17 protein-coding genes and 5 tRNA genes are annotated in these 14,381 nt (G+C 70.6%); 14 read left to right on the top strand and 8 right to left on the bottom strand.

Annotation, left to right across the window (positions count from 1 at the left end):
* Positions 1–21 precede the first annotated feature (21 nt).
* Positions 22–840: a TrmH family RNA methyltransferase gene (locus tag OHB49_RS33830; RefSeq protein ID WP_329164740.1), complete on the top strand. Its 819-nt coding sequence runs from the start codon at positions 22–24 to the stop codon at positions 838–840.
* An 18-nt stretch (positions 841–858) separates the two neighbouring features.
* On the opposite strand, the gene OHB49_RS33835 is transcribed toward OHB49_RS33830, so the two are convergent.
* The gene (locus OHB49_RS33835; RefSeq protein ID WP_030968658.1) at positions 859–2,175 is read right to left on the bottom strand and encodes a protein kinase domain-containing protein; all 1,317 of its coding nucleotides are present in this window, start codon (positions 2,173–2,175) and stop codon (positions 859–861) included.
* Between the two features lie 205 nt (positions 2,176–2,380).
* Between OHB49_RS33835 and OHB49_RS33840 the strand changes: the two genes are divergently transcribed.
* From OHB49_RS33840 to OHB49_RS45905, 6 genes are all read left to right on the top strand, one after another.
* On the top strand, positions 2,381–2,638 hold the full coding sequence (locus OHB49_RS33840) for a hypothetical protein (RefSeq protein WP_030918716.1): 258 nt from the start codon (positions 2,381–2,383) through the stop codon (positions 2,636–2,638).
* A gap of 189 nt (positions 2,639–2,827) precedes the next feature.
* Positions 2,828–3,037 (top strand): hypothetical protein, encoded by a 210-nt coding sequence (locus tag OHB49_RS33845; protein WP_030968659.1) that lies wholly within the window; start codon positions 2,828–2,830, stop codon positions 3,035–3,037.
* A 321-nt stretch (positions 3,038–3,358) separates the two neighbouring features.
* Positions 3,359–4,354 (top strand): phosphotransferase family protein, encoded by a 996-nt coding sequence (locus OHB49_RS33850; RefSeq protein WP_329164742.1) that lies wholly within the window; start codon positions 3,359–3,361, stop codon positions 4,352–4,354.
* A 67-nt stretch (positions 4,355–4,421) separates the two neighbouring features.
* Complete coding sequence (locus tag OHB49_RS33855) at positions 4,422–4,706, top strand: TFIIB-type zinc ribbon-containing protein (protein WP_030968663.1); 285 nt, start codon at positions 4,422–4,424, stop codon at positions 4,704–4,706.
* A gap of 148 nt (positions 4,707–4,854) precedes the next feature.
* The gene (locus tag OHB49_RS33860) at positions 4,855–6,201 is read left to right on the top strand and encodes an L-lactate MFS transporter (protein WP_329164743.1); all 1,347 of its coding nucleotides are present in this window, start codon (positions 4,855–4,857) and stop codon (positions 6,199–6,201) included.
* On the top strand, positions 6,182–6,298 hold the full coding sequence (locus OHB49_RS45905; protein ID WP_415924710.1) for an MFS transporter small subunit: 117 nt from the start codon (positions 6,182–6,184) through the stop codon (positions 6,296–6,298). The genes OHB49_RS33860 and OHB49_RS45905 overlap by 20 nt, the downstream gene beginning before the upstream one ends.
* 63 nt (positions 6,299–6,361) lie before the next feature.
* Here the strand turns inward: OHB49_RS45905 and OHB49_RS33865 are convergent.
* The 5 genes from OHB49_RS33865 to OHB49_RS33885 form a co-directional block, all read right to left on the bottom strand.
* A tRNA-Val gene (locus tag OHB49_RS33865) sits at positions 6,362–6,436 on the bottom strand.
* 23 nt (positions 6,437–6,459) lie between these two features.
* Positions 6,460–6,531, bottom strand: a tRNA-Val gene (locus OHB49_RS33870).
* Between the two features lie 18 nt (positions 6,532–6,549).
* Positions 6,550–6,621 (bottom strand) — tRNA-Val (locus OHB49_RS33875).
* 1 nt (position 6,622) lies between these two features.
* Positions 6,623–6,696: transfer RNA gene (locus OHB49_RS33880), tRNA-Cys, on the bottom strand.
* A gap of 37 nt (positions 6,697–6,733) precedes the next feature.
* Positions 6,734–6,806: transfer RNA gene (locus OHB49_RS33885), tRNA-Gly, on the bottom strand.
* Between the two features lie 163 nt (positions 6,807–6,969).
* Here OHB49_RS33885 and OHB49_RS33890 point away from each other — a divergent pair.
* The 3 genes from OHB49_RS33890 (at position 6,970) to OHB49_RS33900 (ending at position 9,737) form a co-directional block, all read left to right on the top strand.
* Positions 6,970–8,004 (top strand): chorismate-binding protein, encoded by a 1,035-nt coding sequence (locus OHB49_RS33890; protein ID WP_329166713.1) that lies wholly within the window; start codon positions 6,970–6,972, stop codon positions 8,002–8,004.
* On the top strand, positions 8,004–8,825 hold the full coding sequence (locus OHB49_RS33895) for an aminotransferase class IV (protein ID WP_030968668.1): 822 nt from the start codon (positions 8,004–8,006) through the stop codon (positions 8,823–8,825). Before OHB49_RS33890 ends, OHB49_RS33895 begins: the two co-directional genes overlap by 1 nt.
* A gap of 72 nt (positions 8,826–8,897) precedes the next feature.
* Positions 8,898–9,737 (top strand): GNAT family N-acetyltransferase, encoded by an 840-nt coding sequence (locus OHB49_RS33900; RefSeq protein WP_329164746.1) that lies wholly within the window; start codon positions 8,898–8,900, stop codon positions 9,735–9,737.
* A gap of 39 nt (positions 9,738–9,776) precedes the next feature.
* Here the strand turns inward: OHB49_RS33900 and OHB49_RS33905 are convergent, their stop codons facing one another.
* Positions 9,777–10,292, bottom strand: coding sequence for a DsbA family protein (locus OHB49_RS33905; protein WP_313936361.1), 516 nt, complete (start codon positions 10,290–10,292; stop codon positions 9,777–9,779).
* A gap of 224 nt (positions 10,293–10,516) precedes the next feature.
* Here OHB49_RS33905 and OHB49_RS33910 point away from each other — a divergent pair, with 224 nt between their 5' ends.
* From OHB49_RS33910 to OHB49_RS33925, 4 genes are all read left to right on the top strand, one after another.
* Positions 10,517–10,966 carry a hypothetical protein gene (locus OHB49_RS33910; RefSeq protein ID WP_030968674.1) on the top strand — a complete coding sequence of 150 codons (450 nt, stop codon included), beginning with the start codon at positions 10,517–10,519 and terminating at the stop codon, positions 10,964–10,966.
* A gap of 156 nt (positions 10,967–11,122) precedes the next feature.
* Positions 11,123–12,142 (top strand): LacI family DNA-binding transcriptional regulator, encoded by a 1,020-nt coding sequence (locus OHB49_RS33915; protein WP_030968676.1) that lies wholly within the window; start codon positions 11,123–11,125, stop codon positions 12,140–12,142.
* 101 nt (positions 12,143–12,243) lie between these two features.
* Positions 12,244–13,215 (top strand): acetylxylan esterase, encoded by a 972-nt coding sequence (locus OHB49_RS33920; protein WP_329164748.1) that lies wholly within the window; start codon positions 12,244–12,246, stop codon positions 13,213–13,215.
* A gap of 165 nt (positions 13,216–13,380) precedes the next feature.
* Positions 13,381–13,536 carry a hypothetical protein gene (locus tag OHB49_RS33925; RefSeq protein WP_176902249.1) on the top strand — a complete coding sequence of 52 codons (156 nt, stop codon included), beginning with the start codon at positions 13,381–13,383 and terminating at the stop codon, positions 13,534–13,536.
* 15 nt (positions 13,537–13,551) lie between these two features.
* On the opposite strand, the gene OHB49_RS33930 is transcribed toward OHB49_RS33925, so the two are convergent.
* Positions 13,552–14,124: a CGNR zinc finger domain-containing protein gene (locus OHB49_RS33930; RefSeq protein ID WP_329164750.1), complete on the bottom strand. Its 573-nt coding sequence runs from the start codon at positions 14,122–14,124 to the stop codon at positions 13,552–13,554.
* Positions 14,125–14,381: the final 257 nt, after the last annotated feature.

The raw sequence follows: 14,381 nt of genomic DNA on the forward strand, positions 1-14,381 counted from the left end.
CGGACAAGGCAGTATCAACCTGTGGCAGATCTCATCACCGTCGACGACCCTGACGACCCGCGCCTGCGCGACTACACGGGCCTGACCGACGTCGAACTCCGGCGCAGGCGAGAGCCCGCCGAGGGCCTCTTCATCGCCGAGGGCGAGAAGGTGATCAGACGCGCCAGGCACGCCGGGTACGAGATGCGGTCCATGCTGCTCTCGGCGAAGTGGGTCGACCTGATGCGCGACGTCATCGACGAGGTCCCGGCGCCGGTGTACGCGGTCAGCCCGGAGCTCGCCGAGCGGGTCACCGGCTACCACGTGCATCGCGGTGCGCTCGCCTCCATGCAGCGCAAACCACTTCCGACGGCCGACGAACTGCTGACGAAGACCCGCCGGGTCGTCGTCATGGAGTCGGTCAACGACCACACCAACATCGGCGCCATCTTCCGCAGCGCCGCCGCCCTCGGCATGGACGCGGTGCTGCTCTCCCCGGACTGCGCGGACCCGCTCTACCGGCGCTCCGTCAAGGTCTCCATGGGCGCGGTCTTCTCCGTCCCGTACGCGCGTCTCGACAGCTGGCCCAAGGCCCTGGAGACCGTACGGGAGGCGGGCTTCAAACTCCTGGCACTCACCCCCGACGACAAGGCCAGCAGCATCGACGAGGCGGCGCCGCACCGGATGGACAAGGTGGCACTGATGCTCGGCGCCGAGGGCGACGGACTGTCCACGCAGGCCCTGGTCGCCGCCGACGAATGGGTACGCATCCCGATGGCGCACGGCGTCGACTCGCTGAACGTGGGCGCGGCCGCCGCAGTCGCGTTCTACGCGGTGGCGTCGGGCCGCCCGCAGGACTGACCGGCTGTTTGCCGGCGCCTACTGCCGGGGCAGCAGGTGCTGTTCCTGCGCTTCATGCTGTTCCTGCTGTCCCGGGGCCTGTGTGACGCCCAGCCCACGGGCCGGTCCCTGGCAACCCTGCGCCGCCGCGATCCCCAGCGCCACCAGCAGCGTCACCACGACGAAGACGACCAGACGCTGGCGCAGCAGTCGCGGGTTGGCCGGACGCCGACCCGTCGATGTCGTACGGGTCCCGGGCCGGGTTCCCGGTCGCCCCTTCGTGCCGTTCGTCCCGTTGGTGGCCTGGGGGCGCTTTCCGGAGCGCGTGGTGTTGCGCGGCGGCTGCGGCCGCGAGCCCCCCGTACGGGGCGACGTCGTGCGCGAGGGCGCCGTCTGCCGGGTCTGCGGACGCGGCGCCGGAGGGCTCGCCGCACGCCGGGTCTGCTGTTCGGTGTACGGGCCGTCGAGCCGGCCGGTCGGCCGGTCCAGCTCCTGCGCCGAGCGCTGCACGGGCGGCCGGCTCTCGTGCAGTCCCTGCGCCTCGCGGGCCGCGATCTCCTTGAGCCGCATGGAGAGTTGAAGCGTGCTCGGCCGCTCCTCCGGATCCTTCGCCAGGCAGGCACTCACCAGCGGCGCCAGCGCGTCGTGGACGTCGTACAACTGCGGTTCCTCGTGCACCACGCGGTACAGCATCACCTCGGAACTGCCGTGCCCGAAAGGCGAGTCGGCCATCGCCGCGTACGCCAGCGTGGCACCGAGCGAGAACACGTCCGTCGCGGGGGTGACCGCCGCTCCCCGCACCTGCTCGGGCGCCAGGAAGCCGGGCGAGCCCACGGCCGTACCGACATGCGTGAGCGTGCTCGCCCCGGTCGCCCAGGCGATCCCGAAATCGATGATCCGGGGGCCCTTGGGGGAGAGGAGGATGTTCGACGGCTTCAGATCACGGTGGACGACACCGGCCTCGTGCACCGCCACCAGCCCCTCGGAGAGCGCCGCCCCGATCGACGCCACCTCGGCCGCCGACAGCGGGCCTTCCTCGGCCACCTTGTCGTGCAGGGAGGGGCCGGGGACGTACTGCGTGGCGAACCACGGGCGGTCGGCCTCAAGATCGGCCGCCACCAGACGGGCCGTACAGCCGCCGCGGATCCGCCGTGCCGCCGACACCTCGCGCGCGAAACGCGAACGGAACTCCTGGTCCTCGGCGAGATCCGGGCGGATCACCTTGAGCGCCACCCGCTGGCCGCGCCGGTCCGAACCCAGATAGACGACACCCATGCCGCCCGCTCCGAGCCGTCTGTGCAGCCTGAACGAGCCGACGACACGCGGGTCCTCGCGCCGGAGCCGCATCATCGCCATGTCTGCCCATCCCCGCTGCCTGGTCCGCCTGACGTGGCACAGCTTACGTACCCGTGGCCCGGCGCGCTCAGAGGCCGCGCCCTCGTCCGCCCATCGATTGTCAGTGCCGGGTGGGAAACTTGAAGGGTGGTCAGGGAGCCGCGGATCCACGCTCCCCGGCCCGTGCGAGATCTCAAAGGTCCGTCGCAGAAGGGGGATTGGATCAGTGAAAGGCGATCGAGTCGAAATAGTCGTGGACGCCGGGGACACGACGCGTACCTACGAAGTGGTGGCCGGTAGAGCGGGTCGCCGGGTGGAGACGGCCGTCCGTCGAGGGGTGGTCGAAGTGAGTGAAGTCACTCGCAACGGCTCCGTGGTGCGCACCGCCCGCTTCATGGCGGCCAGGGTGCTCGCCCTGGTCGAACAGCCGGTCCCCCGGGAGGACGCGTCCGAGCGCCCCCTCCGGGAAGACCCCAAGGTCTAGTGCCCGATCTCCACCCAGAGGAGTACGCCGAGCAGCGACGGCTCATCCTCCGGGAGGCCCGGCATTCGATACGCGGGCATGACGACCCGCGCCCCGGGCGTCCCTAATGTTGAAGTCGAGCGGCGGGCGTTGCACTCGTCCCCCGAGGTCAGACGCCCGCCGCTCCCACAACAGGTCAGGAGAGGAACCATGGCGGACACGGCAGCGCGGACGATGATCCGTACGCAGGGGCGCAGGGCACATGCCGCGTTCGGCAGCCGCCCGTCGTCCGGTACCCGCCACCCGCTGGTGGCGACGGCCATGGTTCTTCCTCTGGCGGCCCTGCTCGTAGTCGTCTTCGGCGGCTGGGACGCAGTGGTCACACAGGCGTCGTCCGTGGGTGTGATGCTGGGGCGCTGAGCGGCGCCCCGGGTCCGGAAGAGCGGTCCGGACCGGGACATCGGGCCAACAGCCCCGTGGGGACGGGGGTGCGGCGGACGGCAGCGTTTGTCCGGTCAGCTGGGGAGCTGACCGGACATCGCGCTTTCCGGGGGTCCTCGCGCCCGGCTCCCGGGTACGCCGCGTCCGGCCGCGCCCCTGGGGCCGTCGCGCCCGGCCGCGCCCTGTACGGAGGGTTTCGCGTCGGCGCCCGGCGCCGCACCACGGCGTGCGCGGCGGCGCGTACGCTCATCGGCGGGCCCGGGCGGAACCGGACCGCATCTGCTGCCACCGGGGGAGACCGTGACCACCGCAGTCGTCCGCGCGCTGGGCGCCCTCGCTCATGACGTGGCCCACCCGCCCACGGGCACCGAGGCTCCGTGCAGCTGCCCGGCCCCGGCGGTGCTCGCGGACCGCGCCGACGGCACAGTCGTCCGCAGTGGTGCGGTGGTCGCGAAGGCCCACGCCCCGGACACCGACACCACGGCCCTGGCCGTCCGCCTCGCCCTGGCCGCGTCTCCCGCCCTGACCGGCATCCTCCTGCCACCCGTACCCCGGCCCGCCGGGGCCACCGCCCCCAACTCCACGGTGCACGGCCGCTCCGTGACCCTGTGGCCCCACGGCGAACCCGTGGACCCCGCAGACCCCGACGCCGCCCCCTGGGAGGAGGCAGCCGTCCTCCTGGCCCGGCTCCACCGCACCGCACCACCGACCCCACCCCGGGCCGTGCGGGCGCTCCCCGCGATGCGTGGCCCCGCGAAGGCCGCACTCGCCGTGGCCCGGATGTGCCGGGCCCGGCCCGGCGACCCGGCCACCGTCCCCGTACGCGAAGCATGGCGGCGGCTGCCCGCCTGGGCCCGCGACGAGGACGTCGCGCCCCCGCACCGCTCGCGCTTCCTCTGCCATGGCGATCTGCATCTCGGCCAGCTCGTCCGCCACCCCTCCCCGCACGGCCCCTGGCTGCTCATCGACGTCGACGACCTGGGCCTCGGTGATCCCGCCTGGGACCTCGCGCGTCCCGCCGCCTGGTACGCGGCCGGGCTGCTGCCTCCCGATGTCTGGCTGCGCTTCCTGGACGCCTACCGGGCAGCCGGCGGGCCGGCCGTACGCGCCGATGGCGACCCCTGGCCCGACCTGGACGTCCCGGCCCGAGCCCTGACGGTGCAGACCGCCGCGCTGGCGTTCGCCAAGTCTGCTGCGGAGCAGAGAACTCCGGATGAAGTGGAACAGATGATGATCGACGCCTGTGCCCGAATTGCGTCCCTCCCGCACGAGTTGGCCGCCGAACACTCGTCGTAGGGTGAACCGATCGTCTCCGGGCATGAATTCCGGGACGGCGAACCGACGGCGAGGAGCTGAGCCGACCATGCAGTGTCCCAAGTGCCACGCGCAGATGCAGACATACAACCGCAATGGCATCCAGATCGAGCAGTGCAGCGGCTGCCGGGGGATATTTCTCGACTACGGCGAGCTGGAGTCCCTGACCCGCATCGAGGCGCAGTGGACGCAGCAGGCGCCGCCCGTGCCGCCGGCCCCTCAGGCCTACCCGGCCGCACCCGCCCCCGCCTGGGGTGCTCCGCAACACCACGGTGGCCACCACGGCGGTCACTACCGGCACAAGAGTTTCGGCCACATGCTCTTCTCGTCCTGATCGGGCCGACGCCATGCTGCGGGCCCGGACGCACGGTGTCCGGGCCCGCAGCACGCACTGCGCACGGCCCGGACCGCAGTGCATACCGTCGACAAAGTCTTGTCGGACATCTAGGCACCGACATGGTTGATCCTTAAAGTTCCGGCCCATGACCTTCCTCGACAGGTCCCGGACCGTCGCACCACCCGGCTGGAGCCGCTGGCTAGTCCCGCCCGCCGCCCTCGCTGTGCATCTCTCGATCGGGCAGGCTTATGCCTGGAGCGTGTTCAAGCCCCCACTCGAGTCGGCTCTCGACCTTTCCGGTACCGCCAGCGCCCTTCCCTTCCAACTCGCCATCGTCATGCTCGGCCTCTCCGCGGCCTTCGGCGGCACCCTCGTCGAACGCAACGGACCGCGCTGGGCGATGTTCGTCTCCCTCGTCTGCTTCTCCTCGGGTTTCCTCGTCGCCGCCCTCGGTGTGGCCACCGGTCAGTTCTGGCTGGTCGTCCTCGGCTATGGCTTCATCGGTGGTATCGGACTCGGCATCGGCTACATCTCGCCGGTCTCCACGCTCATCAAGTGGTTCCCCGATCGCCCCGGCATGGCCACCGGCATCGCCATCATGGGCTTCGGCGGTGGAGCGCTGATCGCCTCGCCCTGGTCGACCGGGATGCTCGAAGCCTTCGGCTCCGACAGCGCGGGGATCGCCACTGCCTTCCTGGTCCACGGTCTCGCCTACGCCGGTTTCATGGCGCTCGGCGTCTTCCTCGTCCGGGTGCCGCCGGACGGCTGGCTCCCGGCCGGTCACCGGCCGGAGGCGGCGCCCCGCCGCCTCGTCACCACGGCCCAGGTATCCGCTCGCAACGCGCTGCGGACACCGCAGTTCTGGTGTCTGTGGGTGGTGCTCTGCATGAACGTCACCGCGGGCATCGGCATTCTGGAGAAGGCCGCGCCCATGATCTCGGACTTCTTCACGGGCACCTCGGCCCCGGTCACGGTCTCCGCCGCGGCAGGCTTCGTCGCCCTGCTCTCCCTGGCGAACATGACCGGCCGGCTCCTGTGGTCCTCGACCTCGGACCTCATCGGCCGCAAGAACATGTACCGCATCTACCTGGGCGTCGGCGCCCTGATGTACCTGACGATCGTCGAGTTCGGCAGCTCCAAGCCGCTCTTCATCTGCTGCGCGCTGGTGATTCTGTCGTTCTACGGAGGCGGATTCGCCACGATCCCCGCCTATCTGCAGGACCTCTTCGGCACGTATCAGGTCGGCGCCATCCACGGTCGGCTGCTGACTGCCTGGTCCACCGCCGGCGTCCTCGGCCCGCTGATCGTCAACTGGGTGGCGGACGCGGGCGAGCGGGCGGGCCACAGCGGGTCCGACCTGTACACGACATCGCTGACGATCATGATCGGACTACTGATCGTCGGCTTCGTCGCCAATGAACTCGTACGCCCCGTCCATCCACGCTTCCACGAGGCAGCGGAGAGGAAGACCCGTGCACACCAGCAGTCGTAGAACACTCACTGCCGTGGTCTGGCTCTGGGTCGCCCTGCCGTTCGCCTACGGGCTGTACGAACTGATCCGTAAGGCCACCCAACTCTTCACCGGCTGACCCCGGTCGGGCACACTGCGGAAACGACGAAGCCCCGGTCGTCGAGACGACCGGGGCTTCGGCTGGTGCGCGATACTGGGATTGAACCAGTGACCTCTTCCGTGTCAGGGAAGCGCTCTCCCGCTGAGCTAATCGCGCAGGGTGAACCTGCGTGTACTGCGTGCGCGATACTGGGATTGAACCAGTGACCTCTTCCGTGTCAGGGAAGCGCTCTCCCGCTGAGCTAATCGCGCGGGATCCTTGCGGACCAGTGGACGATACTGGGATTGAACCAGTGACCTCTTCCGTGTCAGGGAAGCGCTCTCCCGCTGAGCTAATCGTCCTTGGAGGTGGAGACGGGATTTGAACCCGTGTAGACGGCTTTGCAGGCCGTTGCCTCGCCTCTCGGCCACTCCACCAGGAGTGCAGGGGTTCGGGAAAAGATCCCCCACTTCGAGCGGACGACGAGATTCGAACTCGCGACCCTCACCTTGGCAAGGTGATGCTCTACCAACTGAGCCACGTCCGCTTGTCGTTTCCGGTTCACTTGCGTGTCCCGGCGACGTGTTGAACTCTAGCGGATTCCCGGGCCAGTACAAAAACGCGTTTGTGCAGCGTGCTGCGGTGCGTTCGCCCCGGCGCAGGTCACCGCGGGCCGTCCTAGACTCAGCAACGTGCACGACCTCGCCCCAATGGCCCGCTTCGACGGCCTCATCGCGTCCGATCTGCAGGACGTGACCAGTGATCCCGCCGCCCTCGACTCATCCGGCTTCTGGGCCGTATGTGCCGATTTCGAGGGCGATCTCGTCTGCGCCCGCTTCGGCACCGTACGGAGCGCGCCGGTGCCCGCGCCCGTGCCCGGTGCCTGGCGCGGCCCCCGGGCCGGCGACTGGATCTCGTCCCTGGACCGGGCCGCGTACACCGCCGGAGTACGTCGCATCCGCGAGTACATAGCGGCGGGCGAGGTCTACCAGGCCAACCTCTGCCGGGTGATGACCGCGGTGCTGCCGGACCCGGCTGCCGCGGACGTCGACGCCCTCACCGCGCTGCTGGCACTCGGCAACCCCGCCCCCTATGCAGGAACGATCCGGCTGCCCGCGCACGGCGTGGAGGTCGCCACCGCGTCCCCCGAACTCTTCCTGAAGCGGGACGGCCGGACCGTCGAGTCCGGACCGATCAAGGGCACCGGCCGCACCGAGGCCGATCTGCTGGAGAAGGACCACGCCGAGAACGTGATGATCGTCGACCTGGTCCGCAACGACCTGGGCCGGGTCTGCGCCACCGGATCGGTCACCGTCCCCGACCTCTGCGTGGTGGAGAAGCACCCGGGGCTCGTGCATCTCGTCTCCACCGTGCGCGGCCGCCTCGCCGACGGCGTCGGCTGGCCCGAGCTGCTCGCCGCCGCGTTCCCACCCGGCTCCGTCACCGGGGCGCCCAAGTCCAGCGCCCTCCGGATCATCGACTCGCTGGAGACCGCGCCCCGCGGTCCCTACTGCGGTGGCATCGGCTGGGTCGACGCCGACCGCTCCACCGCCGGCCTCGCCGTCGGTATCCGGACCTTCTGGGTCGACCGCACCGAAGTCGCCCCGGTCCTCCGGTTCGGCACCGGCGCCGGCATCACCTGGGGCTCCGACCCTGAACGGGAATGGGACGAGACCGAGCTGAAGGCGGCCCGGCTGCTCGCTGTAGCGTCGGGCGCTCACCGAGAGACTGGAAGGACCGCGTGATGAGGATCTGGGTCAACGGCGCACTGCGCGACGAGGCCGACGCCAGGGTGTCCGTGTTCGACCACGGACTGACCGTGGGCGACGGCATCTTCGAGACCGTCAAGACCACCGCCGGCCGGCCCTTCGCCCTCACCCGGCATCTCGACCGGCTGACCCGCTCGGCCCGCGGTCTCGGCCTGCCGGACCCCGACCTCGACGAGGTGCGCCGGGCATGCGCCGCGGTCATCGACGCCAACCCCATGGAGCTCGGACGGCTGCGCATCACGTACACCGGCGGTCTCTCCCCGCTCGGCTCCGACCGTGGCAACGAGGGGGCGGGCCTGGTCGTCGCCCTCGGGAAATCCACCCGACGCCACGACACCACCGCCGTGATCACCGTCCCCTGGACGCGCAACGAGCGCGGCGCGCTCGCCGGGCTCAAGACCACGTCGTACGCGGAGAATGTCGTCGCCCTCGCCCGCGCCCATGAACAGGGCGCCTCGGAGGCACTCTTCGCCAACACCGTCGGGCAGCTCTGCGAAGGCACCGGAACCAACGTCTTCGTGGTCCTCGACGGACGGCTGCACACCCCGCCGCTCGCGTCCGGCTGCCTTGCCGGGATCACCCGCGCACTGGTCGTCGAGTGGGCAGGGGCGCACGAGACCGAACTGCCCATGGACGTGCTGGAGCACGCCGACGAGGTGTTCGTGACCTCGAGCCTGCGGGACGTCCAGGCCGTCCACCGGATCGACGGCCGCGAGCTGCCCGGCACGCCAGGACCCGTGACGGCGAAGGCCATGCGAGTCTTCGACGAGCGTGCCGGGAACGACCTCGATCCGTGAGCCCGATCCGTCCCGCGGCCGGATCCGCAAAATCGGGTGACGGACCGCGGCTCAGCGGATAGAACACCGGTGATGACCACGACCCTCCGGCCGACCGGGCCGATCCAGCAAGGCGCCGACGGCGCGAGGATCCGCGTCTACGACGTGTGCGACAACGGACGGCCGGTCGGGGCCGTCGAGATCGGCACCGACCCGGGGTTCGGAGCGACGGCGGGGGTGCTCCGCTCCCTGCGGATCGACGAACCGAACCGCAGGCGCGGCCGCGGCACCATCGCCGCACTCGCCGCCGAGGAAGTGCTGCGCGGCTGGGGATGCTCCCGGCTGGCGCTCTCGGTGGAGCCGGACAACACAGCCGGCCAGCGGCTCGCCGCCGCGCTCGGCTACACCGAGCGCAGCAAGAACATGATCAAGGATCTGCCGCAGATCCCTCCCGTCCTGCCGGACGGCGTCACCGGGCGACCGATGACGCCGGAGGAGTTCGCGCAGTGGGAGAGCAGCGCCATCACCGGTTACGCGGAGACCTGGATCGCCCGCGGCGTCCCGGAGGTCGAGGCCATGCGGAAGGCCGAGATCTCCCACCGGACATATCTGCCGCACGGACTCGCCACGGAGGGCGCGCATCTGCACGCCCTGGTCCATGAGGACGACGGGACCGTGGGACATGTCTGGGTGTCGCGGTTCGAGATGCACCCGGGAACGGTGGTCGGGTACGTCTTCGACGTCGAGGTGAGGGAGGATTTCCGCGGCCGCGGGTTCGGCCGGGCGCTGATGCTCGAGGCGGAACGCATCGCGCTGGCCGCCGGGCACGAGCGGATCGGTCTGCATGTCCTCTCGTCCAACACTCCGGCGGTCCGGCTGTACGAGTCGCTCGGTTACGAAGCGACCCGGTACAACCTCGTCAAGGCCCTGTAGCCGTCGGCAGGTCCGGGGCCGGCTGCCGAGGGGGTGCCGTCAGGCCTGCTCGGCGAGCAGCCGGTCGGCGATCTCCTCGATCCGTTCGCGCAGCCCGTCCTGATTCCTGCTGCCGTCCAGCGTCTCGCCGCCGATCACATACGTGGGGGTGCCGGTCACGCCGATGGCCTTGCCCTCGGCCTGGTCGGCGTCGACCATCAGCATGTGCCGCCCGTCGATCAGGGCGGTGTCGAACTCCTCGGCGTCGAGACCGAGTTCACGCGCCACCTCGATCAGCAGCGGCTCGCCCGTGCGGCCGAGCTCGTCGGTCCTGGCCAGCACGGCCTCGATGTACGGCCAGTCCTTGCCCTGCTCCGCGGCCTCCTCGGCGGCCTGCGCCGCGGCGTAGGCGTGCTTGTGCTTCTCCAGCGGGAAGTGCCGCAGGCGCACGTCGAGCCGGTCCCCGTACCGGGCGCGAAGGGCGTGCACATCGGTGAGGGCATGGTGGCAGTCGGGGCACTGGAGCTCGCACCAGACATCGAGGACGACCGGGGCTGCGGGGGTGGAATCGCTCATGGATCCAGTCTCCCAGGGGCCGTGTGCGCATCCCAATCGGCATCCGCCCCGGCCCCGGGTGGACATCCGCCCGGGCCCCGTTCGGTATGCGACCGGACTCCGGTCGGCCACCTGGGGAGGATCCTGGCCCTGAAATGTCCCTGATGTGGTCCTGGATCATGGCGAGCCGCCGGGTGGGCGGTGCAGGATGGAAGGGACGTTTCCCCGCGCGCCTGGAGGCCCCGATGCTTGCCGAGACCATTTGCTCCGCGGTGTCCGCGGCGGGCTTGGGCATCGCCGCCGTGACCGCGTACCGGAAGCGCTTCCTGGCCGCGACCCGGATCGCCGCCTATTCCCTGGTCCCGATCGGTCTGGTGCTCACCGGGGTCGTCCAGTGGGTCTCCGACATCGCCTTCAAGCCCAGCGTCTGGCTCGGCTTCGGACTGCTCGGGCTGGCCTGGCTGCTCTTCATGACCACGCGTGCGATCGAACGCCGAGGTGTCGGCACCCGCAAGGAACGCAAGGCCGCCGCACGGGCGGCGCAGCGTGACGCCGTCGCGCCCGCTGTGTCGGCGCCCTCCCTCGGGGGTGGCCTACCGGCGGCCCAGCCGCAGGCGAAGCCGAAGCAGCAGACCACCGCCGCGGGTGAGGACTTCAGCGACATCGAGGCCATCCTGAAGAAGCACGGCATCTGAGATCCCGCAGGCAGGGCACCGGCGGCGGGGCAGCGGCCAATCACTGGTGAATCGATTCATGGATGATGGTTGACGCGCTCCCGTGATCCTTGACGCTCTACGGGGATGGGGCTAGCGTCCCGGTCGGATTGAAACAATTCAGGTAGGGCAGGCCAAGTGGCGCGTGTGGCAGGGATCAAGGATGTGGCCCGGCAGGCCGGAGTCTCCGTGGGCACCGTGTCCAATGTGATCAATCGGCCCGAAGCGGTGCTGCCGGAGACCCGGGCCAGGGTGCTGGCCGCGATCGAGGACCTCGGGTACGTACGCAGCGAGTCCGCGCGCCAGCTCAGGGCCGGCCGCAGCCGGATCATGGCGCTGCTGGTCCTCGACATGGGCAACCCGTTCTTCGTCGACGTGGCCCGGGGGGCCGAGCGCGCCGCGCGGCAGGCCGGCCTCGGGGTGATGGTCTGCAACAGCGGCCAGAGCCCGGCGGAGGAGGCCGAGTACCTGGGGCTCTTCGCCGAGCAGCGGGTGTGCGGTGTGCTGGTCACGCCGGCCGATGCGACCGGCCGCAATCTGGAGGCGTTCAGGCGCCACCGCATCCCCTTCGTGCTGGTGGACCGGGTCGCGTCCTCCACCGGGACCTGTGCCGTCTCCGTCGACGACGTGCGGGGTGGCGCCCTCGCCGTCGGTCACCTCGTCTCGGCCGGGCACCGCGCGGTCGCGTACGTCAGCGGCCCCGGCGACCTTCACCAGATCAGGGACCGCCGGGAGGGTGCCCTGTCGGCCCTCGCCGAGGCCGGGCTGGGGCCCGAGGCGCTCGTCGAGATCCCCTCCGAGCGCCTGGACGTGGCGGCGGGCCGCGACGCCGGGGCCCGGCTGCTCGGGCTCGTACCCCGGCCGACCGCTGTGTTCTGCGCGAACGACCTGCTGGCTCTCGGCGTACTGCAGTCGCTGTACGCGGCCGGCGTGCGGGTGCCGCAGGACATCGCCATCGTCGGCTACGACGACATCGAATTCGCAGCCGCCGCTGCCGTACCGCTCACCTCGGTCCGCCAGCCCGCCGTCATGATGGGCCGGCTGGCCGCGGAGCTCCTGCTGGAGGAGGCGGACGAGGAGGACGGCACGCACGAGCACCGCAGCGTGGTGCTCCAGCCGGAGCTGGTCGTGCGCGCCTCCAGCGCGGCGGCGCACTGACCGGGCCGGCGCCCGGTTCCCCGGTCCGCGCCCGGGACTCGCTTCCTTCCGTGTTCCTGTCAGTCCGTCCCTTCCAGCCTCATGTCCGAAACGGAGACGCCGTGCCCCTGTTCGACCTTCCTCTGGATCAACTCCGCGACTACCGCCCGGAGTCCGGTGAACCCGCCGACTTCGACGCCTTCTGGAAGCGCACCCTCGACGAGTCGTCGGCGTTCCCGCTCGACCCCGAATTCGAGCCGTACGACGGGGCGTTGAGCACGGTCGACGTACACGACGTGACCTTCTCGGGATGGGGCGGTCATCGCATACGCGCCTGGCTGAACGTTCCCGCGGGCGCCGAGGGTCCCCTCCCGTGCGTCGTCCACTACCTCGGCTACGGCGGCGGTCGCGGACTGCCGCACGACCACCTGGTCTGGCCCGCGGCCGGCTGGGCCACTCTGCTCGTCGACACCCGCGGCCAGGGCGCGGTCAACAGTCACTCGGCGGGTTCCACGCCCGACCCGCACGGCGGCGCCAACCCGCAGTCGCCCGGCTTCATGACCCGAGGCATCCTCGACCCCGACGCCTACTACTACCGGCGTGTGTTCACCGACGCGGTACGCGCCGTCGAGGTGGCCCGTACCCATCCGTCCGTCGACCCGGACCGGATCGTCGTGCACGGCGGCAGCCAGGGCGGCGGCATCGCCCAGGCGGTGGCCGGGCTCAGCCCGCATGTGAAGGCCGCGCTGATCGACGTACCGTTCCTGTCCCACTTCCGGCGGGCCGTCGAGATCACAGACAAGGATCCGTACCAGGAGATCGTGCGCTTCCTCGCCACCCAACACGGCCTCGCCGAGCAGGTGTTCCGTACGCTTTCCTACTTCGACGGCATCAGCTTCGCCGCCCGGGCCACCGTCCCGGCGCTCTACTCGGTGGCGCTGATGGACACCGTCTGCCCGCCGTCGACGGTCTTCGCCGCCTACAACCACTGGGCGGGCCCGAAGGAGATCGAGGTCTACCCCTGGAACAACCACGAGGGCGGCTCATCGGCCCACCGGGCCGTCCAGCTGCGCATGTTGCGCGATCTCGGCTGAGCGTTACGGGGACGGGGGGCGCGGGAAGCCGGCCGCGGTCCCGAATGTGTGACGGCGAATCGGACGCCGGAGCGAATCATCTCGGTCATGGTGAGAGTGAACTCCCGTCACAAAAAGGCGTGTTGATCGCCAGCGGAGTCCTGCCTGCGTCATGATCGTCCCGAGATGGTGGACACCTCCCGGGGCGATGCCCCCGCACCCCCCGACGAAGAGCCGCGTGGCTGCCTCTTCGCGCTGTCCCAGCCCCCTCTGATGATCTTCCTCGCGGTGGTCGGCAGCCTGCTGCTGATGGCCGCGTTGCACGATCTCTTCCTGCTGTGAGCGGCCGGTGAGCGGTCAGCCGGCCGCTTCCCTGCGGCGCGCCCGGTACGCCGCGACATGCAGCCGATTACCGCAGGTGCGGCTGGAGCAGTACCGGCGGGAGCGGTTGCGGGACAGATCCACGAACGCGTCCCGGCAGTCCGGTGCCTCGCAGCGCCGAAGCCGCTCCAGCTCGCCCGCCACGACGATGAAGGCCAGCGCCATGCCGCAGTCGGCCGCCAGATGGTCGGCGATCGATGCGTCCGGTGCGAAGTAATGCACATGCCAGTCGTAGTCGTCGTGGTTGCTGAGCTGCGGCGTGGTACCCGCGGCGGCCACGAGGCTGTTGACGAGACCGGCGGCGATCCGGGTGTCCTGCGTCGCGAAGATCTCCGCGAACCGGGTCCGTACGTCCTGTACGGCCCGCAGGTCCTTCTCGCCGAGGTCGCCCACGCCGCTGATGCGATGGCGCCGGGCGAATTCGTAAAGCGCTTCGACGCCGGCGAGGCCGTCGTTCCGCTCGTCCTCGGGCCGGTCGGTCTCCGGCGCGGTGTTCACCAGATCGACCACCGTGTCGAGGGCGATCCGGGTGTCGTGGGGGATCAGCACGCTTTCGCTCCCTGGCCTCCGGCGAGCGGGCGCTCGCCGATGCCGGCTGACTCTACTGGCTCAGCGAAGACGCACAGGAGCCCGAGAGGGCCCGTGGAGCCGGCGAGGAGCGCCTTACCGACCCAGGTGGGCACCAGGGGGCTGCGGGAGGCGTACGGGGGCACTGGGGGCGCGCTGGGCATGTCAGGCGCAGATCGGTGGGCCGGATGTGCGCCGGTGCGCACCCGCGCACATCGCACCGACGCCGTGACCACGGT

Source organism: Streptomyces sp. NBC_01717, from assembly GCF_036248255.1.
Lineage (GTDB): Bacteria > Actinomycetota > Actinomycetes > Streptomycetales > Streptomycetaceae > Streptomyces.

What these genes read in the sequence shown, in the direction of transcription:
- OHB49_RS33835 (WP_030968658.1), bottom strand. Translation starts at nt 2,175, where the DNA reads ATGGCGATGATGCGGCTCCGGCGCGAGGACCCGCGTGTCGTCGGCTCG.
- OHB49_RS33845 (WP_030968659.1), top strand. Translation starts at nt 2,828, where the DNA reads ATGGCGGACACGGCAGCGCGGACGATGATCCGTACGCAGGGGCGCAGG.
- OHB49_RS33855 (WP_030968663.1), top strand. Translation starts at nt 4,422, where the DNA reads ATGCAGTGTCCCAAGTGCCACGCGCAGATGCAGACATACAACCGCAAT.
- OHB49_RS33860 (WP_329164743.1), top strand. Translation starts at nt 4,855, where the DNA reads ATGACCTTCCTCGACAGGTCCCGGACCGTCGCACCACCCGGCTGGAGC.
- OHB49_RS33890 (WP_329166713.1), top strand. Translation starts at nt 6,970, where the DNA reads ATGGCCCGCTTCGACGGCCTCATCGCGTCCGATCTGCAGGACGTGACC.
- OHB49_RS33895 (WP_030968668.1), top strand. Translation starts at nt 8,004, where the DNA reads ATGAGGATCTGGGTCAACGGCGCACTGCGCGACGAGGCCGACGCCAGG.
- OHB49_RS33900 (WP_329164746.1), top strand. Translation starts at nt 8,898, where the DNA reads ATGACCACGACCCTCCGGCCGACCGGGCCGATCCAGCAAGGCGCCGAC.
- OHB49_RS33905 (WP_313936361.1), bottom strand. Translation starts at nt 10,292, where the DNA reads ATGAGCGATTCCACCCCCGCAGCCCCGGTCGTCCTCGATGTCTGGTGC.
- OHB49_RS33910 (WP_030968674.1), top strand. Translation starts at nt 10,517, where the DNA reads ATGCTTGCCGAGACCATTTGCTCCGCGGTGTCCGCGGCGGGCTTGGGC.
- OHB49_RS33925 (WP_176902249.1), top strand. Translation starts at nt 13,381, where the DNA reads ATGGTGGACACCTCCCGGGGCGATGCCCCCGCACCCCCCGACGAAGAG.